This window comes from Herbaspirillum frisingense (assembly GCF_047325095.1).
Taxonomy (GTDB): domain Bacteria; phylum Pseudomonadota; class Gammaproteobacteria; order Burkholderiales; family Burkholderiaceae_D; genus Herbaspirillum; species Herbaspirillum frisingense.
Map to the genome: position 1 here is coordinate 3,154,932 of NZ_CP168558.1, position 23,715 is coordinate 3,178,646.

At 63.2% G+C, this 23,715-nt stretch carries 23 protein-coding genes; 14 read left to right on the forward strand and 9 right to left on the reverse strand.

Annotation, left to right across the window (positions count from 1 at the left end; translation table 11 throughout):
- Positions 1 to 179: 179 nt before the first annotated feature.
- A complete protein-coding gene (locus tag ACEOAC_RS14485) occupies positions 180 to 1,955 on the reverse strand; it encodes a methyl-accepting chemotaxis protein (RefSeq protein ID WP_413628427.1) in 1,776 nt (591 codons plus the stop codon).
- A 376-nt stretch (positions 1,956 to 2,331) separates the two neighbouring features.
- Between ACEOAC_RS14485 and dapC the strand changes: the two genes are divergently transcribed.
- The 8 genes from dapC (at position 2,332) to ACEOAC_RS14525 (ending at position 10,683) form a co-directional block, all read left to right on the forward strand.
- Positions 2,332 to 3,543: a succinyldiaminopimelate transaminase gene (gene dapC, locus ACEOAC_RS14490; protein WP_413443655.1), complete on the forward strand. Its 1,212-nt coding sequence runs from the start codon at positions 2,332 to 2,334 to the stop codon at positions 3,541 to 3,543.
- A gap of 58 nt (positions 3,544 to 3,601) precedes the next feature.
- Positions 3,602 to 4,435 (forward strand): 2,3,4,5-tetrahydropyridine-2,6-dicarboxylate N-succinyltransferase, encoded by an 834-nt coding sequence (dapD, locus tag ACEOAC_RS14495; RefSeq protein ID WP_006462557.1) that lies wholly within the window; start codon positions 3,602 to 3,604, stop codon positions 4,433 to 4,435.
- Between the two features lie 114 nt (positions 4,436 to 4,549).
- A complete protein-coding gene (locus ACEOAC_RS14500; RefSeq protein ID WP_006462558.1) occupies positions 4,550 to 4,909 on the forward strand; it encodes an ArsC family reductase in 360 nt (119 codons plus the stop codon).
- Between the two features lie 2 nt (positions 4,910 to 4,911).
- Positions 4,912 to 6,039, forward strand: a complete 1,128-nt coding sequence (gene dapE / locus ACEOAC_RS14505) for a succinyl-diaminopimelate desuccinylase (RefSeq protein WP_102663001.1) — start codon at positions 4,912 to 4,914, stop codon at positions 6,037 to 6,039.
- 24 nt (positions 6,040 to 6,063) lie between these two features.
- Positions 6,064 to 6,954, forward strand: a complete 891-nt coding sequence (gene prmB, locus ACEOAC_RS14510) for a 50S ribosomal protein L3 N(5)-glutamine methyltransferase (RefSeq protein ID WP_241813078.1) — start codon at positions 6,064 to 6,066, stop codon at positions 6,952 to 6,954.
- Between the two features lie 51 nt (positions 6,955 to 7,005).
- Positions 7,006 to 8,991, forward strand: a complete 1,986-nt coding sequence (locus tag ACEOAC_RS14515; RefSeq protein WP_077237108.1) for an ATP-binding cassette domain-containing protein — start codon at positions 7,006 to 7,008, stop codon at positions 8,989 to 8,991.
- Positions 8,992 to 9,126: 135 nt separating this feature from the next.
- A complete protein-coding gene (locus ACEOAC_RS14520) occupies positions 9,127 to 9,930 on the forward strand; it encodes a cystine ABC transporter substrate-binding protein (RefSeq protein WP_413443656.1) in 804 nt (267 codons plus the stop codon).
- Positions 9,931 to 10,023: 93 nt separating this feature from the next.
- Positions 10,024 to 10,683: an amino acid ABC transporter permease gene (locus ACEOAC_RS14525; RefSeq protein ID WP_006462563.1), complete on the forward strand. Its 660-nt coding sequence runs from the start codon at positions 10,024 to 10,026 to the stop codon at positions 10,681 to 10,683.
- A 146-nt stretch (positions 10,684 to 10,829) separates the two neighbouring features.
- On the opposite strand, the gene ACEOAC_RS14530 is transcribed toward ACEOAC_RS14525, so the two are convergent.
- Complete coding sequence (locus ACEOAC_RS14530; RefSeq protein WP_006462564.1) at positions 10,830 to 11,111, reverse strand: hypothetical protein; 282 nt, start codon at positions 11,109 to 11,111, stop codon at positions 10,830 to 10,832.
- A 187-nt stretch (positions 11,112 to 11,298) separates the two neighbouring features.
- Between ACEOAC_RS14530 and ompR the strand changes: the two genes are divergently transcribed.
- From ompR to ACEOAC_RS14545, 3 genes are read left to right on the forward strand one after another with little or no spacing between them, the layout of a single operon-like run.
- On the forward strand, positions 11,299 to 12,060 hold the full coding sequence (gene ompR / locus ACEOAC_RS14535; RefSeq protein ID WP_039874787.1) for a two-component system response regulator OmpR: 762 nt from the start codon (positions 11,299 to 11,301) through the stop codon (positions 12,058 to 12,060).
- 37 nt (positions 12,061 to 12,097) lie between these two features.
- On the forward strand, positions 12,098 to 13,459 hold the full coding sequence (locus ACEOAC_RS14540; protein ID WP_413443657.1) for an ATP-binding protein: 1,362 nt from the start codon (positions 12,098 to 12,100) through the stop codon (positions 13,457 to 13,459).
- On the forward strand, positions 13,452 to 14,018 hold the full coding sequence (locus ACEOAC_RS14545) for a flagellar protein FlhE (protein WP_413443658.1): 567 nt from the start codon (positions 13,452 to 13,454) through the stop codon (positions 14,016 to 14,018). The genes ACEOAC_RS14540 and ACEOAC_RS14545 overlap by 8 nt, the downstream gene beginning before the upstream one ends.
- Before the next feature lie 29 nt (positions 14,019 to 14,047).
- Here the strand turns inward: ACEOAC_RS14545 and radA are convergent, their stop codons facing one another.
- Together radA and alr are read right to left on the reverse strand one after the other, a co-directional pair.
- Positions 14,048 to 15,433: a DNA repair protein RadA gene (radA, locus tag ACEOAC_RS14550; RefSeq protein ID WP_182994707.1), complete on the reverse strand. Its 1,386-nt coding sequence runs from the start codon at positions 15,431 to 15,433 to the stop codon at positions 14,048 to 14,050.
- Positions 15,434 to 15,521: 88 nt separating this feature from the next.
- A complete protein-coding gene (alr, locus tag ACEOAC_RS14555; RefSeq protein WP_413443659.1) occupies positions 15,522 to 16,601 on the reverse strand; it encodes an alanine racemase in 1,080 nt (359 codons plus the stop codon).
- A gap of 231 nt (positions 16,602 to 16,832) precedes the next feature.
- Here alr and lplT point away from each other — a divergent pair, with 231 nt between their 5' ends.
- A complete protein-coding gene (lplT, locus tag ACEOAC_RS14560) occupies positions 16,833 to 18,104 on the forward strand; it encodes a lysophospholipid transporter LplT (RefSeq protein WP_006462570.1) in 1,272 nt (423 codons plus the stop codon).
- A 24-nt stretch (positions 18,105 to 18,128) separates the two neighbouring features.
- On the opposite strand, the gene ACEOAC_RS14565 is transcribed toward lplT, so the two are convergent.
- The 4 genes from ACEOAC_RS14565 to tsaB are packed head-to-tail and all read right to left on the reverse strand — an operon-like array spanning position 18,129 to position 21,393.
- On the reverse strand, positions 18,129 to 19,154 hold the full coding sequence (locus ACEOAC_RS14565) for a DUF1853 family protein (RefSeq protein WP_413443660.1): 1,026 nt from the start codon (positions 19,152 to 19,154) through the stop codon (positions 18,129 to 18,131).
- Between the two features lie 12 nt (positions 19,155 to 19,166).
- On the reverse strand, positions 19,167 to 20,183 hold the full coding sequence (locus tag ACEOAC_RS14570; protein ID WP_413443661.1) for a uracil-DNA glycosylase: 1,017 nt from the start codon (positions 20,181 to 20,183) through the stop codon (positions 19,167 to 19,169).
- Entirely contained in the window at positions 20,180 to 20,677 is a 498-nt protein-coding gene (gene rimI / locus ACEOAC_RS14575; protein ID WP_077237101.1) for a ribosomal protein S18-alanine N-acetyltransferase, read from the reverse strand. Before rimI ends, ACEOAC_RS14570 begins: the two co-directional genes overlap by 4 nt.
- Positions 20,674 to 21,393, reverse strand: coding sequence for a tRNA (adenosine(37)-N6)-threonylcarbamoyltransferase complex dimerization subunit type 1 TsaB (tsaB, locus tag ACEOAC_RS14580; RefSeq protein WP_413443662.1), 720 nt, complete (start codon positions 21,391 to 21,393; stop codon positions 20,674 to 20,676). Before tsaB ends, rimI begins: the two co-directional genes overlap by 4 nt.
- Before the next feature lie 121 nt (positions 21,394 to 21,514).
- Between tsaB and ACEOAC_RS14585 the strand changes: the two genes are divergently transcribed.
- Entirely contained in the window at positions 21,515 to 21,943 is a 429-nt protein-coding gene (locus ACEOAC_RS14585) for a thioredoxin family protein (protein ID WP_006462575.1), read from the forward strand.
- An 18-nt stretch (positions 21,944 to 21,961) separates the two neighbouring features.
- Here ACEOAC_RS14585 and ACEOAC_RS14590 read toward each other — a convergent pair whose 3' ends face one another.
- Complete coding sequence (locus tag ACEOAC_RS14590) at positions 21,962 to 22,873, reverse strand: LysR family transcriptional regulator (protein ID WP_006462576.1); 912 nt, start codon at positions 22,871 to 22,873, stop codon at positions 21,962 to 21,964.
- A gap of 230 nt (positions 22,874 to 23,103) precedes the next feature.
- Between ACEOAC_RS14590 and ACEOAC_RS14595 the strand changes: the two genes are divergently transcribed.
- Complete coding sequence (locus tag ACEOAC_RS14595; protein ID WP_077237099.1) at positions 23,104 to 23,382, forward strand: DUF4148 domain-containing protein; 279 nt, start codon at positions 23,104 to 23,106, stop codon at positions 23,380 to 23,382.
- The last annotated feature ends 333 nt before the right edge of the window (positions 23,383 to 23,715 follow it).

Genomic DNA, 23,715 nt, shown 5'->3' on the forward strand with positions numbered 1-23,715 from the left:
GGGAATTTTGCTTCCGGGAAGGCCGGTATCATAACATCGCCAGCCCCCGCCACGGCCAAAAACGGCCCTCCTCCGAGTCCTGGCCGGCACTTTCACCGCCCCTTTCCTCGCCCAATGAAAAACGCTGCGCCGACTTGCATCGGCACAGCGTCAAGGACTACCTACGGCGGCGGCAAGGATCAGAAGGTTTCCCAGTCGCCATCATCGCCGGTGGGCGCCGGCTTCTTCCCGGCGGCCGGCTTGGCCGCCGGTATGGCCAGCGCGGCAGCCTTGGCGGGGGCTGCCGGGTTCGCCGGAGCCGCCGCCTTCGGCGTCAGCTTCGGGGTCGGCTTGAAGGCCGGAGCGGACGCCGGCTTGGCCGCCATTGCCGGGACCGGGCGCGCAGCAGCTTCCGCGGCGGAGGCCTCGCCTTCGACCCGGAAGGTGGCCACGGCCGCCTTCAGGCGTCGCGCCTGCTCTTCCAGCGAGCCGGCTGCGGCGGCGGCTTCCTCGACCAGAGCCGCATTCTGCTGGGTCACCTGGTCCATCTCGCCAATGGCCAGGTTGACCTGTTCGATGCCGCGGCGCTGCTCTTCGGAAGCGGCCGAGATTTCACTGACGATATCGGTCAGGCGATGCACCGCCGAGACCACCTCGCCCATGGTTTCACCGGCGCGGGCCACCTGGTCGGAGCCACTGCCCACGCGCTGCACCGAATCTTCGATCAGGGCCTTGATTTCCTTGGCGGCCTGGGCGCTACGCTGGGCCAGCGAGCGCACCTCGGAAGCCACCACCGCAAAGCCGCGGCCCTGCTCGCCGGCCCGGGCCGCCTCGACGGCGGCGTTCAGGGCCAGGATATTGGTCTGGAAGGCAATGCCATCGATGACGCCGATGATGTCCGAAATCTTGCGCGAACTTTCAGTAATCCCTTCCATGGTCTGCACCACCTGCCCCACTACCTCGCCCCCGCGCTTGGCGATTTCCGAAGCGTTGTTGGCCAGTTGCCCGGCCTGGCGGGCGTTGTCGGCGTTCTGCTTGACGGTGGCGGTCAGCGAATCCATGTTGGACGCGGTGGTCGCCAGCGAGCCGGCCTGCTCTTCGGTACGAGAAGACAGGTCCAGGTTGCCGGCCGCGATCTCGTGCGCACCGACGTCGATGGCATCGGTGCCCTGGCGGATGCCCTGGATCACCCCGGCCAGGCGTTCACGCATGGTCGCCATCTCGTAGAGCAGGCTGCGCTTGTCACCGGGCCGGGTATCGACTTTCACGGTCAGGTCGCCATTGGCAATACGGGTGGCGATGCCCACCGCATAGGCCGGCTCGCCGCCCAGGCTGCCGGTGATGCGGCGGATGATGGCCAGCATCATCACCGACACCACCACGCCCACCACCAGCAGGATGCCCAGAAGCCGGATCAGGTCGCTGCGGAACTGTGCCTGTACATCGCTCAGGAACACGCCAGTGACGATGAACCAGTCCCAGGTCTTGTTATGCACCACATAGCTCATCTTGGGAGTGCGGTTGCTGTCATCGGTACCAGGCAGGCGCCCCATGTACTGGACGAAGCCTTGCTGCTTTTCCTGGCCGACCTTCATCATCTCGACGTAATAGGCCTTGCCCTCGGAATCCTTGCGGTCGGCCACGTTCTTGCCGATCATGGCCTTGTTGGAGGACAACATCAACACCACCGGGCGGGAATCGAAGATGAAAAGGTAGTTGTCACCGTCATAGCGCATGGCGGCGATGCGCTCCAGCGCGTTCTTCTGCGCCTCTTCCTTGGAAATCTTGCCGGCGGCGACATCGGCCACATAGCTGTTGACCACCCCATTGGCGGCCTCGACCACGCGACGCAGGCCGTCCTTGCGTTCGTCCATCATGTTTTCACGGGCGCTGAAGGCCGACCAGGCGGCCAGCAGCAACAGACCAACCCACATCACGACCAGCGCAGACAGTAGCTGCGCCTTTAGGCTTTTCATTCTTGTTCTCCGGGGTTCAGTGCCAGCCTTGTGAGCCGGCCAGTTTTGGCGAGCGCCCACAATACCCCCGAAAGCTTGCTGACAATCCGCTGAATACACCCGCTACGCAGGCCTGATTTTCGGGATTGCACATTTCATAACGTGGCCGCAACATGGACTGAACACCTGCGCAGCCCGCTTGCCGGCAACCGGACATCTTGTCTCTCATGCATGTCATCGTATCAATTCGCCAAGCGACCATCGGCGCGGCAATGACGGTATAATCGCAAGCTTTCCCAGCCCTTTGCCGTGGCCGTCCTTCCTGCCTGATGATCGCGTTCTCGCTGATGATCCGGCCAGTTGCCGGCCCGGGCAGCTTTACTCCAGCCCCAGCGACGTGAATCCCCTACTCGACCAACTGCAGCCCTATCCCTTCGAAAAGCTCAAGAAGCTCTTCGCCGGCATCACGCCCGATCCGGCCTATCGTCCGATCAGCCTGGGTATCGGCGAGCCCAAGCATCCGACACCGGAATTCATCAAGCGCGCGCTGACCGACAACCTGGCCGGCCTGGCTTCCTACCCGGCCACGCTGGGCAGCGATGCCCTGCGCGGCGCGATTGCCGACTGGCTGCAGAATCGCTATGGCATCCCGCGCCCTGATCCGGCCACCGAAATCCTGCCGGTCAATGGTTCGCGTGAGGCACTATTCTCGCTGACGCAAACCGTGATCGACCCCACCAGGCCCGGCGCGCTGGTGATGTGCCCCAACCCGTTCTACCAGATCTACGAAGGCTCGGCCTACCTGGCCGGAGCCCAGCCGTACTTCGTCAATTCCGACCCGGCGCGCAACTTTGCACCGGACTTCAGCCAGGTGCCGCAAGAGGTGTGGGAGCGCGTGCAGCTGCTCTTCGTCTGCTCGCCCGGCAACCCCACGGGCGCGGTGCTGACGCTGGAAGACTGGAAGGAGCTGTTCGCCCTGTCGGATCGCTATGGCTTCGTGATCGCTTCCGACGAGTGCTATTCGGAAATCTACTTCAAGCAGGACCCGCCGCTGGGTGGCCTGGAAGCCGCCCATAAGCTGGGCCGCGACTACCGCAACCTGATCGCCTTTTCCAGCCTGTCCAAGCGCTCCAACGTGCCAGGCATGCGCTCAGGCTTCGTGGCCGGCGATGCGGCGATCCTGAAGAAATTCCTGCTCTACCGCACCTACCATGGCGGCGCCATGAGCCCGGTGATCCAGGCGGCGTCGGTCGAGGCCTGGAAGGACGAGACCCATGTCCAGGACAACATCGCCAAGTACGTCACCAAGTTCTCGCAGGTCACCCCGCTGTTGCAGGAAGTGCTGGACGTAGCGCTGCCGGACGCGGCCTTCTACCTCTGGGCGAAGGTCGACAAGCTGGTCGCCATCAGCGACACCGAATTCGCCCGTCGCCTGTACGCCGAATATAATGTCACGGTGCTGCCCGGCAGCTACCTGGCGCGCGAGGCGCATGGCGTCAATCCGGGCGCCGGTCGCATCCGCATGGCGCTGGTGGCCGAAGTCGAGGAATGCCTGGAGGCGGCGCAACGCATCGTCGCCTTTACCAAGAAACTCGCCGGCCAGGGCTAAAAGCCCGCCGACAAGCGAGACCAATACCCCTTTCACCCAACCGTTCATAGATACCAACATGACACAGTCCATTCAGCAAATCATCGATCAGGCGTGGGAAGACCGCGCCAGCCTGTCCCCCAAGAGCGCTCCGGCCGACATCCGCAATGCAGTCGCCGAAGTGATCGCAGGCCTGAACGATGGCACCCTGCGCGTCGCCAACCGTCAAGGCGTCGGCCAGTGGGAAGTCAACCAATGGGTGAAGAAGGCCATCCTGCTGTCGTTCCGCCTGGAAGACAACGTGCCGATGTCGGCCGGTACCGGCTATCCGCAGTTCTACGACAAGGTGCCCACCAAGTTCGCCAACTACACCGCCGAAGATTTCGCCAAGGGTGGCTTCCGCGTAGTGCCGCCGGCGGTGGCTCGTCACGGTTCCTTCATCGGCCGCAACGTGGTGCTGATGCCCTCCTACGTCAACATCGGCGCCTATGTCGATGAAGGCACGATGGTCGACACCTGGGCCACCGTTGGCTCGGCTGCGCAGATCGGCAAGAACGTTCACCTGTCCGGCGGCGTCGGCATCGGCGGCGTGCTGGAGCCGGTGCAGGCCGGTCCGGTCATCATCGAAGACAACTGCTTCATCGGTGCCCGTTCGGAAGTGGTCGAAGGCGTCATCATCGAAGAAAACTCGGTGCTGTCCATGGGCGTGTACATCGGCCAGTCCACCAAGATCTACGATCGCGAAACCGGTGAAGTGCATTACGGCCGCGTGCCGGCCGGTTCCGTGGTGGTACCGGGCAACCTGCCCTCCAAGGATGGCAAGTACAGCCTGTACGCCGCGATCATCGTCAAGAAGGTCGATGCCCAGACCCGTTCCAAGACTTCCATCAACGAACTGCTGCGCGGCGAGTAATCCCGCCTTGCGGCTTCATTGAAGTCCTGCATCACCACGCGCCGCGCCGGTCGTCTCGTACACCGGCGCGGCGTCGTGTTCTAGTGGCCCCGATTGCAAAGCGCGAGAACGAGCATGAGCGACAAGATCACCCTCTACGGCATCCCCAACTGCGACACCGTCAAGAAGGCCCGCGTGTGGCTGGACGAGCAAGGGATCGCCTTCCATTTCCACGATTTCAAGAAGGCCGGCCTCGAGGCCGCACAGGTGCAAGCCTGGTTGAAGGACGTGGAGCGCGACGTGCTGGTCAACCGCAAGGGGACCACCTGGCGCGCCCTGCCTGACGAACGCAAGGCCGCCATCACCGATGACGCTGCCGCAGTTGCACTCATGGTGGAAAACCCCTCGGTGGTGAAGCGCCCGGTGCTCTTCGACGGCAAGCACTATCACGTCGGCTTCAAGGCCGATCAGTATCAACACATTTTCGAGAAATGATCATGAGCAAGACGCTGGCCCTGACCCAGGAATTGATGTCCCTTTCTTCCGTCACCCCTGAAGACAAAGGCTGCCAGGCGCGGCTGGCGGAATTGCTCGCGCCCCTGGGCTTCGTCTGCGAGACCATCCAGTCCGGCGACGTCACCAACCTGTGGGCGCGCAAGGGAACAGCCCAGCCGCTGGTGGTCTTCGCCGGCCACACCGACGTGGTGCCCACCGGCCCGCTGGAGAAGTGGCAGTCGCATCCCTTCCAGCCGACCCTGCGCGAGGGCCGCCTGTATGGCCGTGGCGCCTCCGACATGAAGACCTCGATCGCCGCCATGGTGGTGGCCTGCGAGGAGTTCACCGCGGCCCATCCGGATCATAAGGGCTCGATCGGCTTCCTCATCACCAGCGATGAAGAAGGCCCGGCCATCGACGGCACCGTGGTGGTCTGCAATGCCCTGAAGGCACGTGGCGAGCAACTGGACTACTGCATCGTGGGTGAGCCGACCTCGGCCAAGACCCTGGGCGACATGATCAAGAACGGCCGCCGCGGCACCATGTCGGGCAAGCTGACGGTCAAGGGCATCCAGGGCCACATCGCCTATCCGCAACTGGCGCGCAACCCCATTCACCAGGCCGCGCCGGCGCTGGCCGAGCTGGTCGCCGAGCAGTGGGATGCGGGCAATGAGTACTACCTGCCGACGTCCTGGCAGGTCTCCAACATCCACGGCGGCACCGGCGCCTCCAATGTGATCCCGGGCGAAGTGGTGATCGACTTCAATTTCCGCTTCTCCACCGCCAGCACCGTGGAGGGCCTGCAGCAGCGCGTGCATGCCATCCTGGACAAGCATGGCCTGGAATACGACCTGAAGTGGACGGTCGGCGGCCTGCCCTTCCTGACCCCGCGCGGCGACCTGTCGGACGCGCTGGCCAAGGCGATCAAGGACGAGACCGGGCTGGAGACCGAACTGTCGACCACCGGCGGCACCTCCGATGGCCGCTTCATCGCCCAGATCTGCCCGCAGGTGATCGAGTTCGGGCCGCCCAACGACAGCATCCACAAGATCGACGAGCACATCGAGGTGCGCTACATCGATCCCCTGAAGAACATCTACCGCAAGACGCTGGAAAACCTGCTGGCCTGAGTGCCCGGCATTGAAGAGAACATCATGACCCCCAACAATTTCTCCACCGTCCGCGACCTGCTGCGCTACGCCGTGACCCGTTTCAACACCGAACAACTGTTCTTCGGTCACGGCAGCAGCAATGCGCTGGACGAGGCAGCCTACCTGATCCTGCATACGCTGAAGCTGCCGCTGGACCAGCTCGATCCCTTCCTCGATGCGCGTCTGCTGCCCGAGGAAATTGCCTCCGTCATGCGGGTGATCGAGCGTCGCAGCAAGGACCGCGTGCCGGCCGCCTACATCACCAACGAAGCCTGGCTGGGTGCCTATCGCTTCTACGTCGATGAGCGCGTGATCGTACCGCGTTCCTTCATCGCCGAATTGATTCCGCAGCATTTCTCGCCGTGGATCCAGGACCCGGAAGCCATCGTGAATGCGCTGGACCTGTGTACCGGTTCGGGCTGCCTGCCGGTCTTGCTGGCCGACGCCTTCCCCCATGCGCAGATCGATGCCGTCGATATCTCCGCCGATGCACTGGCGGTGGCGCGCAAGAACGTGGACGAGTACCAGCTGCAGGATCGCATCACCCTGGTCGAGTCGGACCTCTACACCAAGCTGCCGGCCCGCAAGTACGACCTGATCATCAGCAATCCGCCGTATGTGAATTCCGGTTCCATGGCCAAGCTGCCGCAGGAATACCTGCGCGAGCCGCAGCTGGCGCTGGCCGGCGGCGAGGATGGCATGGACCTGGTGCGCAAGATCGTCGCTGGTGCCGCTGAACGCCTCACGCCCGAAGGCGTGCTGGTGGTCGAGATCGGCAACGAACGCGCCTTTGCCGAAGCCGCCTTCCCGGAACTGGAACTGACCTGGCTGACCACCAGCGCAGGCGACGACATGGTATTCCTGGTCACGGCCGAACAACTGCAACTGGGCTGATGCCCTGAAGTCCGCCCTGCTCCACCGCGTTCCACTGATTGTGAATCACCGATGATCCGTTTCCAGCAAGTCTCCCTCCAGCGCGGCGTCAAGCCGCTGCTGGAGAATGTCGACCTGACGCTCAACCCGGGCGACAAGATCGGCCTGATCGGCGCCAATGGCGCCGGCAAGTCCAGCCTGTTCGCCATGCTGCGTGGCGAACTGCACGCCGACCAGGGCAATATCGATTTCCCGGCACGCTGGCGCATGGCCTACGTGGCGCAGGAAACGCCGGCGCTGGACCGTCCGGCCATCGAATACGCCATCGATGGCGACGCCCACCTGCGCCAGCTGGAAGCCGATCTGGCCCGCGCCGAAGCGCAGCCCGATGACAAGCACGACGGCAACCACATCGCCGAGCTGCACACCGCCCTGGCCGATGCCGACGCCTATACGGTGCGCTCGCGTGCCGAGCAGTTGCTGCTGGGCCTGGGCTTTTCGCTGGAGCAGATGGCGCGGCCGGTGGCCAGCTTCTCGGGCGGCTGGCGCATGCGCCTGAACCTGGCACAGGCGCTGATGTGCCCGTCCGACCTGCTGCTGCTGGACGAACCGACCAACCACCTGGACCTGGATGCCATCATCTGGCTGGAAGACTGGTTGAAGCGCTACCCGGGCACCCTGCTGATCATTTCCCACGATCGCGATTTCCTGGATGGCGTGGTCAATGTCATCGTTCATATCGATGATCGCAAGCTCAAGCGTTATTCCGGCAACTACAGCGCCTTCGAGCGCCAGCGCGCGGCCCAGCTGGAACTGATGGCCGGCATGATCGAGAAGCAGCAGCGCCAGCGCGCCCACCTGCAATCCTTCATCGACCGCTTCAAGGCCAAGGCTACCAAGGCGCGCCAGGCGCAGAGCCGCATGAAGGCGCTCTCCAAGATGGAAGAACTGGCGCCGCTGCGCGCGGCGGCCGAATTCTCCTTCGAGTTCCGCGAACCGCTGTCGGCGCCCAACCCCTTGCTGGTGATGGAAAAGGTCAATGCCGGCTATCACATCGAGGGCAAGAACGGCGCACCGGATGAAGACAAGATCATCGTGCACGGCATCGACTTTTCGCTGCAGAACGGCCAGCGCATCGGCCTGTTGGGCGTCAACGGCGCCGGCAAGTCCACGCTGATCAAGACGGTGGCAGGCGAGATCGATCCCTTGTCCGGCACGGCCCGCCTGGGCAAGGGGCTGGTGATCGGTTACTTTGCCCAGCACCAGGTGGAGATGCTGCGCCATGACGAATCGCCGCTGTGGCACCTGACGCGACTGGCGCCGGATGTGCGCGAGCAGGAGTTGCGCAACTTCCTGGGCAGCTTCAACTTCAACGGCACCATGGCCTCGTCCTCCATCGCGCCCTTCTCGGGTGGCGAAAAAGCGAGACTGGCCCTGGCGCTGATCGTCTGGCAGCGCCCCAACCTCTTGCTGCTGGACGAACCGACCAACCACCTCGACCTGGAAACCCGCGAAGCCCTGACCATGGCCCTGGCGCAGTTCGAAGGTACGCTGGTCCTGGTGTCCCACGATCGCCATCTGTTGCGTGCCACCACCGACCAGTTCCTGATCGTGGCCGAGGGCAAGCTGCAAGACTTCGACGGCGACCTGGACGACTACAAGGACTGGCTCTTCAAGACCAAGCTGGCCGCACGCAATGATGCGGCTGCCGCAGCGCCCCTGCCCACGGCCAGCCAGGTGGTGGATGCCGCTTCGTCGGCCAGCAATGTGGACCGCAAGGAGCAGAAGCGACTGGAAGCCGAGCAGCGCCAGAAGATGTCGGCGCTGAAGAAGCCCATCGAGACGCGCATCAAGCGGCTGGATGAACAGATCGCCAAGCTCAATGCGCGCAAGGCTGACATCGATGCGCGGCTGGGAAGTGCCGATATCTACGATGCGGCCAACAAGGAAGAACTGAAGACGCTCATCACTGACCAGGCCTATTGCAGCAAGGAGCTCGAACAGCTGGAGAACGAGTGGCTGGAGCAGCAGGAAGCGCTGGAGCAACTGCAGGCCTGATGCCGCCTGGCTGGGGGCCGGCATAAGCTTTCTACATCAAAGTCTTAAGCCTGCCCTTGCAGTTCGGCAAAACGAAGGCATCATGGCGACCTGGCTGCATTTTCGTGGCGATTGTTTTCGAAAGGAAATCGACAAATGAACAAGAACATCAAGCAATGGCTGCTGGCTGGCGTTGGCGCTGCACTGCTGGCCTCTTCCCTGAGCGTTTCCGCAGCTGACCTGCTGCAATCGGTCAAGAGCAGCGGCACCCTGAAAGTGGCGCTGGAAGGCAACTATCCGCCGTTCAACTTCAAGGACGCCAAGACGGGCGAGCTGACCGGCTTCGAGGTCGACGTGGCCAAGCTGCTGGCGGCCAAGCTGGGCGTGAAACCCGTCTTCACCACCACCGAATGGAGCGGCATCCTGGCAGGCCTGGGCGCCGGCAAGTATGACGTCATCATCAACCAGGTGGGCATTACCGACGAACGCCAGAAGGCCTTCGACTTTTCCGATCCCTACACCCTGTCCAGCGCCCAGTTGATCGTGCGCAAGGATGAAAAGCGCGAATTCAAGAGCCTGGACGACCTGAAGGGCAAGAAGCTCGGCCTGGGCCAGGGCACCAACTTCGAACAGAAGGCCAAGGCCGTGCCAGGCATCGACGTGCGCACCTATCCGGGCTCGCCGGAATACCTGGCTGACCTGGCCGCCGGTCGCATCGACGCCGCCTTGAACGACAGCCTCCTGATCGGCTACATCCTGAAGTCGACCAACCTGCCCTTGAAGGCCGGCAGCCCCATCGGCACCGTCGACAAGATCGGTATCCCCTTCCGCAAGGGCAACCCGGAATTCAAGGCCGCGCTGAACAAGGCCCTGGCCGACATCAAGGCCGACGGCAGCTTCAAGGCCGCTTCGGAGAAATGGTTCGGCATTGACGTGAGCCAGGCGCCGAAAGCACAATAAGGCGCGCTCACCGGCGCTCCATGCCGCCCGGCACTGACCGGGCGGACCGACTTATCCCCGCATTGCGGGGATAATTTTTTATATCGAATACCTATGGAAATCCTGGAACTGCTACAGCAAGCCGCCCCCACCTTGGCCAAGGGCGTGGGCTATACCCTGCTTTTTGCACTGGCGTCGATGGTGGGCGGACTGGTGCTGGGTTTCGTGCTGGCCGTGGCGCGCATCGTTCCCTGGCGCCCGATCCACTGGCCGGCTGCGCTCTACGTCAGCATGATGCGCGGCACGCCCTTGCTGGTGCAGATCTTCGTGGTGTATTACGGCCTGCCGGGGATCGGCATCGAGTTCTCGCCGCTGACGGCCGGCGTCCTGACCCTGAGCCTGAACGCCGGGGCTTACCTGTCGGAAAGCCTGCGCGGTGCCATCCTGGGCGTTACCCGAGGTCAGTGGAACGCCTCCTACAGCGTCGGGCTGACCTATTTCCAGACCTTGCGCTACATCATCGTGCCGCAGGCGGTGCGTATCGCCGTCCCCTCGATGAGCAACACCCTGATCAGCCTGATCAAGGATACCTCGCTGGTTTCCGTCATTACCGTCACGGAACTGATGCTGGCCACCAAGGAAGTGATCGCCGTGACCTTCCGCCCGCTACCGCTCTATCTGGCGGCAGCGGCGATCTACTGGATGCTCAGCCTGTGTTTCGAGGCCCTGCAGCATCGTCTGGAAAAGAAACTAGGCAAGGCGCACCAGATATAGATCGGGCGAGGTCTTGCGCAGGCGCAGCGAGCACTGTGGTCAGTGAACGTGAAAAAGCCCGGATGTTGTGCATCCGGGCTTTTCGCATTTCTGGATCGGGCGGGAATCTTTCCGTGCCGACGACATCCATGAAGCAGTAATCAACTCTAGCGTTTGACGCGGTAGATGTCCTGACCGACCTCGTTGATCTGGCGACGCAGTTCACGCCGTTCATCGGCGCTGAGCTTGCCGTTGCGGCGCTGATCCTGATCGCTGGCGATCTGGTTGCGATGATCCTGCGGGTTGAAATCACCCGCGTGCTGACGGAAGTCGCCCGGCTGCCCCGGCATCGGCCGGCCACCCTGTGGTGGAGCTGCCGACGCGGCCGCTCCCACACCGAGCGCCAGCATCACTGCCAGACATAGCTTGTTGACGACTGCAATCTTCATAATGTGCGTATTTTCCGAGGACAGAGAATCAAAAGGGAAAGCACTGACGACATGGCTTTCGTGCTTGATTCCAGTTTAGGCCGCAGGCCGCGATGGTATAAGATGATTAAGGTAAGGTATGTAACAGTTTGTAATGGATCATCCGCACTGACTTGCTCAAAATCGCCAAGACGCTACCATAGGCAACATGAATACAACTACTGGCAACAATAGTAATACGACAACATCCGCCAATCAATTCAAAGTATTGGTGGTGGATGACGATATCCGTCTGCGCGACCTGCTGCGTCGCTATCTGACCGAACAGGGTTTCAACGTGGTCACGGCCGAAAACGCCCAGGCCATGAACAAGCTCTGGATCCGTGAGCGCTACGATCTGCTGGTGCTGGACCTGATGCTGCCCGGCGAAGATGGCCTGGCGATCTGCCGCCGCCTGCGCGGCGCCGGCGACCAGACCCCGATCATCATGCTCACCGCCAAGGGCGAGGACGTGGACCGCATCATCGGCCTGGAAATGGGTGCCGACGACTACCTGCCCAAACCGTTCAATCCGCGTGAGCTGGTGGCCCGCATCAACGCGGTGCTGCGCCGCAAGGGCCCGGACGAACTTCCGGGTGCGCCTTCGGAGACGCCGGAAACCTTCGAATTTGGCGATTTCATCCTTGATCTGGGGACCCGTACCCTGAAAAAGAACGGCGAAACGATTTCCCTCACCACCGGCGAATTCTCGGTACTGAAGGTCTTTGCCCGTAACGCCCGCCAGCCGCTGTCGCGTGAAAAACTGATGGAAATGGCGCGCGGTCGCGAATATGAAGTCTTCGACCGCAGTCTGGACGTGCAGATTTCCCGCCTGCGCAAGCTGATCGAGCCGGATCCGGCCAATCCCTTGTACATCCAGACCGTCTGGGGCTTGGGCTATGTCTTCATCCCGGAAGGGAAACCGCGCTGATCGCCCGCTTCACCCCTGACCTGCAGGCCGTTTGCCGATGAAAGCCCGACCCCAATCAGGATGGTTCAGCAACGGCCTGTTCTGGCGTACCTTCTTCCTCCTGACCTTCCTGATCACCGCCAGCATGGTGGCCTGGGTGGCCAGTTTCCGCATGGTCGAACGCGGCCCGCGTGCGGAGCAGCTGGCCGCCCAGATCGTCTCGGTCGTGACCATCACCCGCGCTGCGCTGACCCACTCGGCGCCGGAGATGCGACGCGAACTCCTGTTCGACCTGGCCAGCAATGAAGGTATCCGCATCTATCCGCTGGAAAAGACCGACCGCATCGTCCCGCCGGAAGACTCACCCATCGTCCCCGAACTGGAGTACTACGTGCGCCAGTCGCTGGATGAGAACACCACCTTCGCCTCCAGCGTAAACGACGTCGAGGGTTTCTGGATCAGCTTCAACATCGATGACGACCAGTACTGGCTGATGCTCGACCGTGGCCGCCTCGATCGCACCTCCAGTCTGCAATGGCTGGGCTGGGGCTCGATTGCACTGTTCCTGTCACTGATCGGCGCTGTCTTCATCTCGACCCTGATCAACCAGCCGCTGGCGCGCCTGACGGCTGCGGCCCGGGCCATCGCCAAGGGGCGGCAACCAGAGCCGCTACCCGAGTCCGGACCGACCGAGATCGAGGAAGCCAACCGCAGCTTCAACCAGATGGTGGCCGACCTCAATCGCATCGAGTCCGACCGGGCCCTGATCCTGGCCGGCATCTCGCACGACCTGCGCACCCCGCTGGCGCGCATGCAGCTGGAAGTGGAGATGGCCAACCTCTCCGACGAATCGCGCGATGGCATGCATTCGGATCTGGCGCAGATGGATAGCATCATCGGGCAGTTCCTCGACTACGCCAAACCCTTCGACACCAGCAATCTGGAAACCATCGACCTGGCCAGCCTGCTGGAAGACGTTGCCAGCAACTCCGGCAGGCTGTCCGACGTGAAGATCACCGCCCAGATCACCCCGGCCACCGAAGTCGCCGGCAATGGCACCGAGCTGGCGCGGGTCTTCAGCAACCTGGTGGAAAATGCCCGCCGCTACGGCAAGACGCCGGGCACCGATTGTGCGGAGATCCATCTGTGCAGTCGCATCGAAGGGCATCACGTAGTGGTGGATGTGTTCGATCATGGCCCGGGCGTGCCGGAGAATGAATGCGAGCGTCTGCTGCGCCCATTTACGCGGCTCGATAGCGCGCGCGGACAGGCCAACGGTTCCGGACTGGGGCTGGCGATCGTCAACCGCATCGTGCTCAAGCACAATGGCAAGCTGAGCTTGAAGGGTCATGAAGAAACCCGTGGCGGCCTGCTGGTGCAGATCACGCTGCCGCTGAAGGGGCATCGTCGCCATGCGTGAGCGCGCCGGGCTGGCCAGCATGATGCTGCTGGCCGGTAGCGCCCTGCTCCCTGCTCTGGCACCGGCCCAGAGCTATGCCGATCGCAACCTGAGCCTGCCGCAGGGCGGCACGGAAAACCGCCGCCCCATCATCATCGTATCGCCTGTCACGCCGGCAGCGCCCTCACCCGTAGCACCGGCCGCCGCGAAGAATGGCCCCAGCGGCGCCTACGCCTCGGACGCAGCAGGTCCCGACATCCGCGCCCGCAATGCCGACTATCTCACGCAGTTCAAGGTAGTGGGTCAGATCCCGCCGGGCGCCACCATCAGCAAGGTCAGCTGGCGCTACACGGTAGCGCGCAAGCCGGCCGGCTTTGAAGCCCGTCTCTGCTGGAAGGATGCGGCCCTGTGCTGGGATGTCAGCCATGCCGACAGCGGCAGCACCGACTTCTTCAACGGGCGCGATGCCAGCCTGCCTTTCCAGCTCTACTACGGCGTACGCGGCAGCACGCGCACCGGCGAAGCGCCGGTCAAGGGCGAGGTCAACCAGGTCATCGTGACCTTCGATATTCCCCGCTGAGCGCTGCCTTATCGGCCTGGGCAAGCGACTCAGGCCGCCAGATCGTCGATCTCGCGTGCCTTCTGCAGGGCATCGTCGATGCGTTCCACCGCAATCACCTTCAAGCCCTCGATAGGCTGCTTGGGTGCGTTGGCCTTGGGAATGACGGCGATCGAAAAGCCCAGCTTGGCGGCCTCGCGCAAGCGTTCCTGACCGCGCGGTGCCGGACGGATTTCGCCAGCCAGCCCTACCTCGCCAAAGACCACCAGGCCCCGTGGCAGGGGTTTGTTGCGCATCGATGAATTGATCGCCAGCAGCACCGCCAGATCGGCCGCGGGCTCCGTAATCTTCACTCCACCCACAGCATTGATGAACACATCCTGGTCAAACGCTGCAACTCCCGCATGACGATGCAGCACGGCCAGCAACATGGCCAGCCGGTTCTGCTCCAGGCCGACCGAGAGACGGCGGGCGTTGGGCACATGCGAACTGTCGACCAGGGCCTGGATTTCCACCAACAGTGGACGTGTACCTTCCTGGGTCACCATGACGCAGGAGCCAGGCACCTGATTCTCGTGCTGCGAGAGGAACAGGGCGGACGGGTTGGACACGCCCTTCAAGCCCTTCTCCGTCATCGCGAACACGCCCAGTTCGTTGACCGCGCCGAAGCGATTCTTGAAGGCACGCACCAGGCGGAAACTGGAATGGGTATCGCCCTCGAAATACAGCACCGTATCCACGATGTGTTCCAGCACGCGGGGGCCGGCCAGTGCACCTTCCTTGGTCACGTGGCCAACCATGATGATGGTGATGCCGGAGGTCTTGGCAACCCGCGTCAACTGCGCCGCGCATTCGCGCACCTGCGCAACCGAGCCGGGCGCCGACGTCAATGCATCCGAATACACGGTCTGGATGGAGTCGATCACGGCCACTTCCGGCTTGTGTTCGGCCAGGGTGGCGAGGATCTTTTCGAGCTGGATCTCGGCCTGCAGTTGCAGTTCGCGCGCATCCACCGCCAGCCGCTTGGCGCGCAGGGCAATCTGCGAGCCGGATTCTTCTCCGCTGACGTAGAGCACCTTCTTCAGCTTGGAGATATTGGCCAGCGCCTGCAGCAGCAGGGTCGACTTGCCGATGCCGGGATCGCCACCGATCAGGGCCACCCCACCCGGCACCAGGCCGCCGCCCAGCACCCGGTCGAATTCCTCGATGCCGGTGCCGAAACGCGGCACGTCGATGGCCTCGATGTCGGCCAGGCTGAGCACCGGGGCGGTCTGCGCCAGGCTTTGCGGCGTCGAGGAGTAACGATTGCCACCGGCCGGCTCCACCAGGGTCTCGACCAGGGTGTTCCACTGTCCGCAGGCCGGGCACTGGCCGGCCCATTTGTTGCTGATCCCGCCGCATTCCGTGCAGGTGTAGTTGGTCTTGAGCTTCGCCATTGTCGCCTTGCTGTTCCTTATTGCGTCCCGGGCACCTGTCTCGGCTTTTTCCGGTCTGTTTCCGGTCTATTCCCGATCTGTTCCCGGATTACTCTACTTCGCGCACGGCCACGCGTGGGGCCAGCGCGCACATCAACTCGTAACCGATGGTGCCGGCAGAAAACGCCACCTCGTCGATGGGCAGGCCCTGCCCCCACAGCTCGACATGGCTGCCCACGCCTGCACCGGGGATAGCGGTCAGGTCGACTTCCAGCATATCCATCGATACCCGGCCCACGGTGGTCGTCTTCACGCCATCGACCAGTATCGGTGTACCCGTGGGCGCGTGGCGCGGATAGCCATCGGCATAACCGCAGGCCACCACGCCCAGCCTCATCGGCTTGTCGGCCACGAAGCGGCTGCCGTAGCCGACCGCCTCCCCGGGCTGGACATCCTGTACGCCGATGATCCGGCTTTCCAGCGTCATGGCTGCGCGCAGTCCGAAATCGGCCGCCGTGCCGCCACCCGGGGTACCGCCATAGAGCATGACGCCCGGCCGGATCCAGTCATGCGCGAGTTCGCCATGCATCAGGTCGGCCGCCGAATTGCACAGGCTCCTGGCACCGGCCAGGCCCTCCGTGGCGGCCTGGAAGCGCCGCACCTGTTCCTTCAGCGGCAGCGCCGGGTTACCGGCATCGTCGGCGTTGGCGAAGTGGGTCATCATGGTGATGCTGCGCACCCCGGCGATCTTCTGCAGGCGTGCATAGGCAGCGCGGAAGACGTCGGGCTGGAAACCCAGGCGGTTCATGCCGCTGTTCATCTTCAGGTGGACATGCCAGTTGGCTTCACCCGCGTAGGCCTCCAGCAGGGTGATCTGTTCTTCGCAGTGGACGGCGAACTGGATGTCGTGACGCGCCAGCACCGGCAGGTCATCGGCATCGAAAAAGCCTTCCAGCAGCAGGACGGGCTTGGTCCAGCCGAGTTCGCGCAGGCGCACCGCATAGTTGGGTTCCACCAGTGCCAGACCATCGGCGGCTGCAAATCCGCGCATGACGCGCTCCAGTCCGTGACCATAGCCATTGGCCTTCACGACGCCCCAGACCTTGGCCCCGGGAGCATGGGCGCGGGCAACGGCCAGATTGTGTTGAAGAGCGGAAAGGCTGATGGAGGCAACGATCGGTCTTGGCATGATGTCGGGGTAGGCTGATGACGGTGGGCAAATGACAGGCAACGCATGCGGCGAGGCGACAGGCCCGCCAGGGGCCTGCTTCTCGCGCTTGGCCCGGAAGTTTTTGCCTGGCGCGGAACAAGCGGGCATTTTACCGGACGAACATCTTTCTGGTTTGACTTATGACGGAGAGCTCATGGTTTCATGGTATAAAGCTAGCCGGACATCATTTGTTATACATCTTGGACAGGGATGAATCGCGGTTTCTATACCATCATGGCGGCGCAGTTCTTTTCGTCGCTCGCCGATAACGCGCTGCTGATCGCCGCCATCGCCCTACTTGCCGAAATGCATTCGCCAGCGTGGATGACCCCGCTGCTGAAGCTGTTCTTCGTGCTTTCCTACGTGCTGTTGGCGGCTTTCGTGGGCGCCTTTGCCGACGCCTTCCCGAAAGGCAAGGTCATGTTGATCACCAACATGATCAAGATCGTCGGCTGTTCACTCATGTTCTTCACCGTCCATCCGCTGCTGGCCTACGCGGTGGTGGGCTTCGGCGCGGCGGCCTATTCGCCGGCCAAGTACGGCATCCTCACCGAATTGCTACCACCTGAGAAACTGGTCGCCGCCAACGGCTGGATCGAAGGGTTGACGGTGGGCTCCATCATCATGGGCACGGTCCTGGGCGGAGCGCTGGTCAACCCGAAGATTTCCGCGGTAATCCTCAGCTTCGATTTCCCGATGGTCGATTTTCCCATCGATACCCCCACCGAAGCGGCACTGTGCATCATCTCCTGCATCTACGTCATCGCCGCGCTGTTCAACTTCTACATTCCCGACACTGGCGCCCGCTACGAAAACCAGCAACGCAATCCCATCCGCCTGATCGTGGACTTCGCCGGTTGCTTCACCACCCTCTGGAAGGACAAGCTGGGCCAGATTTCGCTGGCCGTGACCACGCTGTTCTGGGGTGCTGGCGCAACCCTGCAGTTCATCGTCCTGAAATGGGCCGAGAAGTCGCTGCACATGCCGCTGGACAAGGCAGCCATCCTGCAAGGGATCGTCGCCGTGGGCGTGGCACTGGGTGCAATGGGCGCCGCCCGCTTCGTGCCGCTGAAGAAATCACTGACCGTCATGCCGCTGGGCATCATCATGGGCATCGTGGTCATGCTGATGACCACCACCACCTCGGTCTGGGTCGCCTATCCGCTGCTGGTGATCGTGGGGGCGCTGTCGGGTTACTTCGTGGTGCCGATGAATGCCCTGCTGCAGCACCGGGGCCACGTGCTGATGAGTGCCGGCCATTCGATCGCCGTGCAGAACTTCAACGAAAACCTCTCGGTGCTGACCATGCTGGTGCTGTATGCCTTCATGGTGCGCATGAACCTGGATGTGAATACCGTCATCATCATCTTCGGCACCTTCGTGGCCGGCATCATGTACCTGATCATGCGCCGTCATGCGGCCAACCAGCGCGAGCATGATTCCCTGGCCCTGATCGGCGAGGACAAGCATCCCCACCACTGAGCCTGAAGCTGCACTGCAGCCGATTCAGACCTGAACGATGGCGTGCTGCTGGATTGCGGCGGCACGCTGCTCCCACTGCGGCGGCACGATAAAACCCCGCGCCGTTTCCAGCAGTTCCGGCTCCATGGATTCGCCCGGGCGACAACGGGCCACCATGACCGGGCTGTCGTCAGCCTGGAACAGGTTTTCCAGGCGCAACAGCAACTGCGCCAGCGTCAATCCTTCGGCCAGCGGCAGCCTTGCCGGCGCCAGCCAGGACAGGCGCGGCAGCAGCGCATAGCGGTCTGCCACATCGTCGCGCTCCCTCAGGAAGTGCACATCCCCCCAGAAACCCCGACAGTGGTCCGGCGCGATTCCCATCGCCGCCGGCAGCACCAGTGCTTCATCGTGCCGATAGAACAGCCAGCCCTTCACCAATGCACGGGCCGCCACCACCGGCGCCGGCAACACCGCCTGGGCTGCCGGGTGGGCCGACAGCGTCAGTTGCTGCTGCATGATCTTGCGCATCTTGCGCCCCAGGGAATCGGCCAGGTTGGGGCCGACAAAGGCATCGGCCTGGCAGGCATCGCGTGCCTGCAGCAGATAGAACTTGGTCGCGAATTCCCAATGTACGACTCCGCCCTGCTCGTCCGCCTCCGGCGAACTCACCAGGAAATCGAACTCTCCCAGCGTCTCGCGCGTCGGCCCCTGGTTGCGTACCTGCAAATTGGCAGCAACCAGCCAGTCGTGCTGGCGCAGGTAGAAGCCGAGCAGTTTCTCGGCATAGCGGCCCAGGCGCGCAGACGGTTGCCGCACCATCTCGGCATGCAGCTCGGCGTTGAGGACGGGATCGTATTGCAGGTCGTGCAGCCAGCCCGCCACGGCGGGTGAGACGGGACCCAGGGTCGCAATGCGGCCCTCCCAGCTGGCCGCATCGGCCGCCAGCAGGTCCGGAGCATAGAGCAACCAGGCCAGTGCCCGCACGTGTGGGTCGCGTAGCTCAGGCCAGCGCTGGTGAAAGCGGGCCTGATGCGTGGCGAGCTGCGTCCCCAGGGCGGCGCCGATGTGCATCGCTCCGCCTGCCTAAGCCTGGTACGTGCTCATGGCCAGGCACAGGTCGGCCCAGGCCTTGCTCTTGTCGTTGAGCGTACGCAGCAGATAGGCCGGGTGATAGGTCACCACCAGCGGCAGGTCCTGATAGCGGTGCACGCTGCCGCGCAGGCGCGAGACCGGCGTGGCCGGGTCCAGACCCAGCAGCGAGAGTGCCGCCGTCTTGCCCAATGCCACCAGCACGGTGGGCTGGATCAGTTCGATCTGGCGTTGCAGATAAGGCAGGCAGGCCGCCACCTCTTGCGGCGAAGGCGGCCGGTCACGACCATTGTCATCGGTCGGCCGGCATTTGACGATGTTGGCGATGTAGGCGTTGGCACCCCGCTTGACGCCCATGGCCAGCAGCATGTTGTCCAGCAGCTTGCCGGCCGGTCCGACGAAGGGCTCGCCCTGGATATCCTCGTTGCGCCCCGGCCCCTCACCGATGAAGAGCCATTTGGCCTTTTCGTCACCGACGCCGAAGACGGTATTCTTGCGCCCGTTGCACAGCCCGCAGCGGCGGCATTCGGATACCTGCTGCGTCAGCTGTGGCCAGTCCATGGACTTGATCCTGGCGATCATCGGATCGACTGCGGGGGCGTCCTCTTCCTCATCGCCATCCGGGATGGGCATGGGTTCCATCGACGCAGCGAAATCCATGTCATCCAGCCAGGGCGGAGGAGCACCGTCCTCATCGACCGGCGCACGCACCCGCGGCGCGCTCGGTGCCGGAACGGAGGGCGCAGCGGCAGGTGGCATCGCTGCCGCATCACTGGTCACCGGTGCCCGCGCAACGGGAACGACGGCCGGAGCCACCGGTGGCGGCACAGGGACTTGGGGCTGGGCAGCTGAGGCGACTTCCGGCGGTGCTACCGCATCTTCCGCGGCGGACGCTTCCACAACTTCCTCCACGGCCAGTTCGCGCCTCACCCACACCGGGCCGATCCCCAGTGCATCGAGCAGGGCCAGGGAGGAACCGAAGCCGGGATCTTGTTTCATTTCTTCACTCATAAAGGCAGGCTCATGACGATAGCCCCTTCCCGGGTCTGGTTGGCGGCGGGATAGTAATTCTTGCGGCGGCCGATTTCCGTGAAACCATAGCGACGGTAGACCTTGGCCGCATGCGTATTCGATTCACGTACCTCCAGCAGCATGGTCCGCATCTGCTGCTGACGAGCCACCGCAGTGGCCTGATCCAGCAACATGCGTCCAAGTCCCTGGTGCTGATACGCGGCCGCCACGCTGATGTTGAGCAGGTGGGCCTCATCCACGGCCAGCATGACCAGGAAGTACCCGAGCAGCAGGCCACCGGCGTCGCGCAGGGTCTGCGCCTGGTAACCGCTGTAGAGCGAATCCTGGAAGTTGCCACGGCTCCACGGGTGGGAATACACAGCGTCTTCGATCTGCACGACCGCATCCAGGTCACCCGCACCCATGGGGGCGAATTGCAGGCGGCCCAGCTGCGGATGCGAGAGCGCCGACAGCGGCAAGACCCCTGCACTCATGCAGCGCCCTTGGCAGCGTCGCGCAGTTCGCGCTCGGCGGTGGTCAGGGCCACCTTGTTGCGCAGGTAGAGCGGTTGCGCCTCCTGCGCCGGCAGTCCGCGTCCCTGGCCGAAATAGACCTGGCCCAACTGGGCCACCTGACGCGCGTGGGGCATGGCTTGCGGATGCGCCGCCGCGAACTGGCTGGCACAGAATTGCGGCGTGAAATACGCCGCATAGACCGATAAGCCATTGCCACAGGCGGTGGGGCGTCCCTCGGTGCGCACCTGGTCGGCCGCTGCCAGGGCGGGTTCGGCCAGCACCTCCCAGCCACCCTCGGGGCGAGCCCGGTAACGCGCCCAGTAGACTTCACCCATGCGGGCGTCCAGGATGGCAAGCACCTCGGCAGCACTCTCGTCCAAAGCACGACAGGCCTGGGCTGCGGCCTCCAGCGTGACCACCGGCACCACCGGCCGGTCACAGCCGAAGGACAATCCCTGCACCACACCGCATGCGGTGCGCACGCCGGTGAACGAGCCCGGGCCGACGCCGAAGGCCAGGGCATCGCACTGGGCCAGTGTCAGGCCGGCGTCGGCCAGCAGTTGCTGGATCATGGGGAGGATGGCATCAGAGTGCGTCTGCGTGCCGGCCGACTGGCGCGAGATCAGTTCGCCCCGGTGCAACAAGGCGGCCGAGGCCAGCTCGGTGGAAGTTTCAATAGCAAGAATCGTGGACATCCCGCTATTTTACCGTGAGGTGAGCAATTGTTCGGTTCCTTTGCCGCGTTCCGGCAGCTTCCGGCAGCTTCATGCGGCGGCGCAAAACAACGGAACATGAAGCGAGTAAAATAGCCACGCCATGTCCTATCAGAAACTTGACCAGACCAACCGCCGCCACCTCGCCGAGGCGCTGCGCAACGACACGTGGGTCGTTGCCTGCCTGTGCGCCAACTGGTGCGGCAGTTGCCGCGAATACGAGGCCGCCTTCCAGGCCTGGGCCGAACGCTATCCTCAACATCACTTCACCTGGATCGACATCGAAGACCAGGCTGACCTCGTTGGCGACCTCGATATCGACAACTTCCCGACCTTATTGATCGAACGTGGCGCCACCGTGGCCTTCTTCGGCCCCATGGAGCCCGACACCCGGCTGGCGGAGCGCATCCTGCTGGCGCAGGTCGACAAGAGCGACGCCGAACTGCAGCGCGAAGCCGCCAGCAGCGCCGAGCGCCGTACCTGGCAGCAGGAGTGCAGCCTGCTGGACAAGCTCGCCGACGTCATCGGTTGAAGCCCATCCCCTACTGTTTCAGGTCAGCCAGGGATCGCTCTCCGGATGGGGGAAGCGCGCGCTGATGAAATCGGCGAAGCTGCGCACCTTGGCCGAGAGCAGGCGGCGACTCGGATAGACCATGGAAATCACCACCTGCCCCATGTCGAAGCCAGGCAGTACCTGCACCAGCTTGCCGCAGCGCAGATCATCGCCCAGCGAGTAGGACGGCCGCAGGACGATGCCCATCCCGGCCAGGGCCAGGTCGCGCAGCAGCACGCCACTGTTGGACACCGCCTTGCTCACGATGGGCACATCCAGGACCCCCGCCTCGGTATTGACGTGCCAGTGATGACGCAGATATTCATGCGAAAAATTCAGGCAACTATGACGCGACAGGTCTTCCGGTTGCTCCGGGGCGCCAGCGCGCTCCAGATATGCCGGCGACGCGCACAGGACCACCCGCGCCACGCCGAGCTGGCGCACGATCATGCTGGCGTCGAATTTCTGCAGACTGCTGAAAAATCCGATGTCGATACCCTCCTCCACCAGATCGATGGAGCGGTCGGACAGGTTGATATCCAGCGCCACGTCCGGAAATGCCTGGGCGTAGCCTGCCAGCAGCTCGCCCAGTTGCGACTGCCCGAAACCGGCATTGGCATAGATGGCCAGGGTACCCGCAGGACGCTTGGTTTCCAGCGACACCAGCGCTTCCGCGTCATCGATCTCACCCAGGATCATGCGCACCCGCTCCAGGTAGGCCTGCCCCGCCTCGGTGAGCGACAGCCTGCGCGTGGAACGATTGAGCAGACGCGTGCCAAGATGCGCCTCGAGATCGGCAATGAAACGCGTCGCCACGGCGTTGGAAATTTCCAGCAACTCGGCGGCGCGCACGAAACTGCCCTGCTCCACCACCTTGGCAAACACCCGCATTGATTGCAGACGATCCATTTTTCAAGTCCCCGATTGTTCCATAAAGAGAAATAGTCAATTCCGATTAGACCTATTTTTCTTTGGCTTCGCAATATTTACACTTCAGTCATCGGTTGGCGCAATGCAGCATCTGCCCCAACCGCCTGCTCCAGTTGGCCCACGAGTGGACTTTCCCACAAGGAGAGTGCCTTACTCGCCGGCATCTGGGCAAAGTAGTTCCACCCACTTACCAAACAGAGGACCCTATCATGAACATCAAGAATATTGTCGTTGCCGCCTCCCTGCTGGCCGCTGCCGGTGCCGCCATGGCCGAAGCCCCGTATCCGCCGGAAACCCCGTTCCATTCGACCCAGACCCGCGCCGACGTGAAGGCTGAACTGCAACGCGCCCAGGCCAACCATGAGATCGTCTCGCGCAACGAGTACCCGGTGCTGCGCCAAGCGCCCTCCAAGCTGAGCCGCCAGGAAGTCGAAAGCCAGGTGCAACAAGCCAACAACGCAGCGCAAAACCTGTACAGCGGCGCCTGATCGACAGACTCCGCACCCGGTCGATGCATTGACCGATTCCGCACAGGCAGTGTTCCGCACGGCGCATCCCCCGCGTTTGATCAACAGTCAACGCGAATGAGTGCCCCGATGGCGTCCGAACCGCCCGCCCTGGAAATCAGGTCCGCCGTCGCCGCAAAGCTTCACCCGCAGTACCAATGCTTCACAGTACCGCAGCACCACCTGCCATGCCGCCAGTCGTTATCGGGCGCATGACAGCTGGTGCGCCAATCATTTCCGCCTCCCGTCCGGCCGCTCCTGAATCGCCCCTCCCGCGCCCTCCCCACTTTTCCCGCTACAGCCGCATTTGACGCA

Bases quoted from the DNA above. Each gene is read 5' to 3' on its own strand.
- ACEOAC_RS14545 (WP_413443658.1), top strand. From the start codon at position 13,452: ATGCGTGAGCGCGCCGGGCTGGCCAGCATGATGCTGCTGGCCGGTAGC.
- radA (WP_182994707.1), bottom strand. From the start codon at position 15,433: ATGGCGAAGCTCAAGACCAACTACACCTGCACGGAATGCGGCGGGATC.
- ACEOAC_RS14515 (WP_077237108.1), top strand. From the start codon at position 7,006: ATGATCCGTTTCCAGCAAGTCTCCCTCCAGCGCGGCGTCAAGCCGCTG.
- dapD (WP_006462557.1), top strand. From the start codon at position 3,602: ATGACACAGTCCATTCAGCAAATCATCGATCAGGCGTGGGAAGACCGC.
- ACEOAC_RS14485 (WP_413628427.1), bottom strand. From the start codon at position 1,955: ATGAAAAGCCTAAAGGCGCAGCTACTGTCTGCGCTGGTCGTGATGTGG.
- ACEOAC_RS14595 (WP_077237099.1), top strand. From the start codon at position 23,104: ATGAACATCAAGAATATTGTCGTTGCCGCCTCCCTGCTGGCCGCTGCC.
- ACEOAC_RS14525 (WP_006462563.1), top strand. From the start codon at position 10,024: ATGGAAATCCTGGAACTGCTACAGCAAGCCGCCCCCACCTTGGCCAAG.
- alr (WP_413443659.1), bottom strand. From the start codon at position 16,601: ATGCCAAGACCGATCGTTGCCTCCATCAGCCTTTCCGCTCTTCAACAC.
- ACEOAC_RS14520 (WP_413443656.1), top strand. From the start codon at position 9,127: ATGAACAAGAACATCAAGCAATGGCTGCTGGCTGGCGTTGGCGCTGCA.
- ACEOAC_RS14565 (WP_413443660.1), bottom strand. From the start codon at position 19,154: ATGCACATCGGCGCCGCCCTGGGGACGCAGCTCGCCACGCATCAGGCC.
- prmB (WP_241813078.1), top strand. From the start codon at position 6,064: ATGACCCCCAACAATTTCTCCACCGTCCGCGACCTGCTGCGCTACGCC.
- lplT (WP_006462570.1), top strand. From the start codon at position 16,833: ATGAATCGCGGTTTCTATACCATCATGGCGGCGCAGTTCTTTTCGTCG.
- ACEOAC_RS14540 (WP_413443657.1), top strand. From the start codon at position 12,098: ATGAAAGCCCGACCCCAATCAGGATGGTTCAGCAACGGCCTGTTCTGG.
- tsaB (WP_413443662.1), bottom strand. From the start codon at position 21,393: ATGTCCACGATTCTTGCTATTGAAACTTCCACCGAGCTGGCCTCGGCC.
- dapE (WP_102663001.1), top strand. From the start codon at position 4,912: ATGAGCAAGACGCTGGCCCTGACCCAGGAATTGATGTCCCTTTCTTCC.
- ACEOAC_RS14570 (WP_413443661.1), bottom strand. From the start codon at position 20,183: ATGAGTGAAGAAATGAAACAAGATCCCGGCTTCGGTTCCTCCCTGGCC.
- ACEOAC_RS14500 (WP_006462558.1), top strand. From the start codon at position 4,550: ATGAGCGACAAGATCACCCTCTACGGCATCCCCAACTGCGACACCGTC.
- ACEOAC_RS14530 (WP_006462564.1), bottom strand. From the start codon at position 11,111: ATGAAGATTGCAGTCGTCAACAAGCTATGTCTGGCAGTGATGCTGGCG.
- ACEOAC_RS14585 (WP_006462575.1), top strand. From the start codon at position 21,515: ATGTCCTATCAGAAACTTGACCAGACCAACCGCCGCCACCTCGCCGAG.
- ACEOAC_RS14590 (WP_006462576.1), bottom strand. From the start codon at position 22,873: ATGGATCGTCTGCAATCAATGCGGGTGTTTGCCAAGGTGGTGGAGCAG.
- ompR (WP_039874787.1), top strand. From the start codon at position 11,299: ATGAATACAACTACTGGCAACAATAGTAATACGACAACATCCGCCAAT.
- rimI (WP_077237101.1), bottom strand. From the start codon at position 20,677: ATGAGTGCAGGGGTCTTGCCGCTGTCGGCGCTCTCGCATCCGCAGCTG.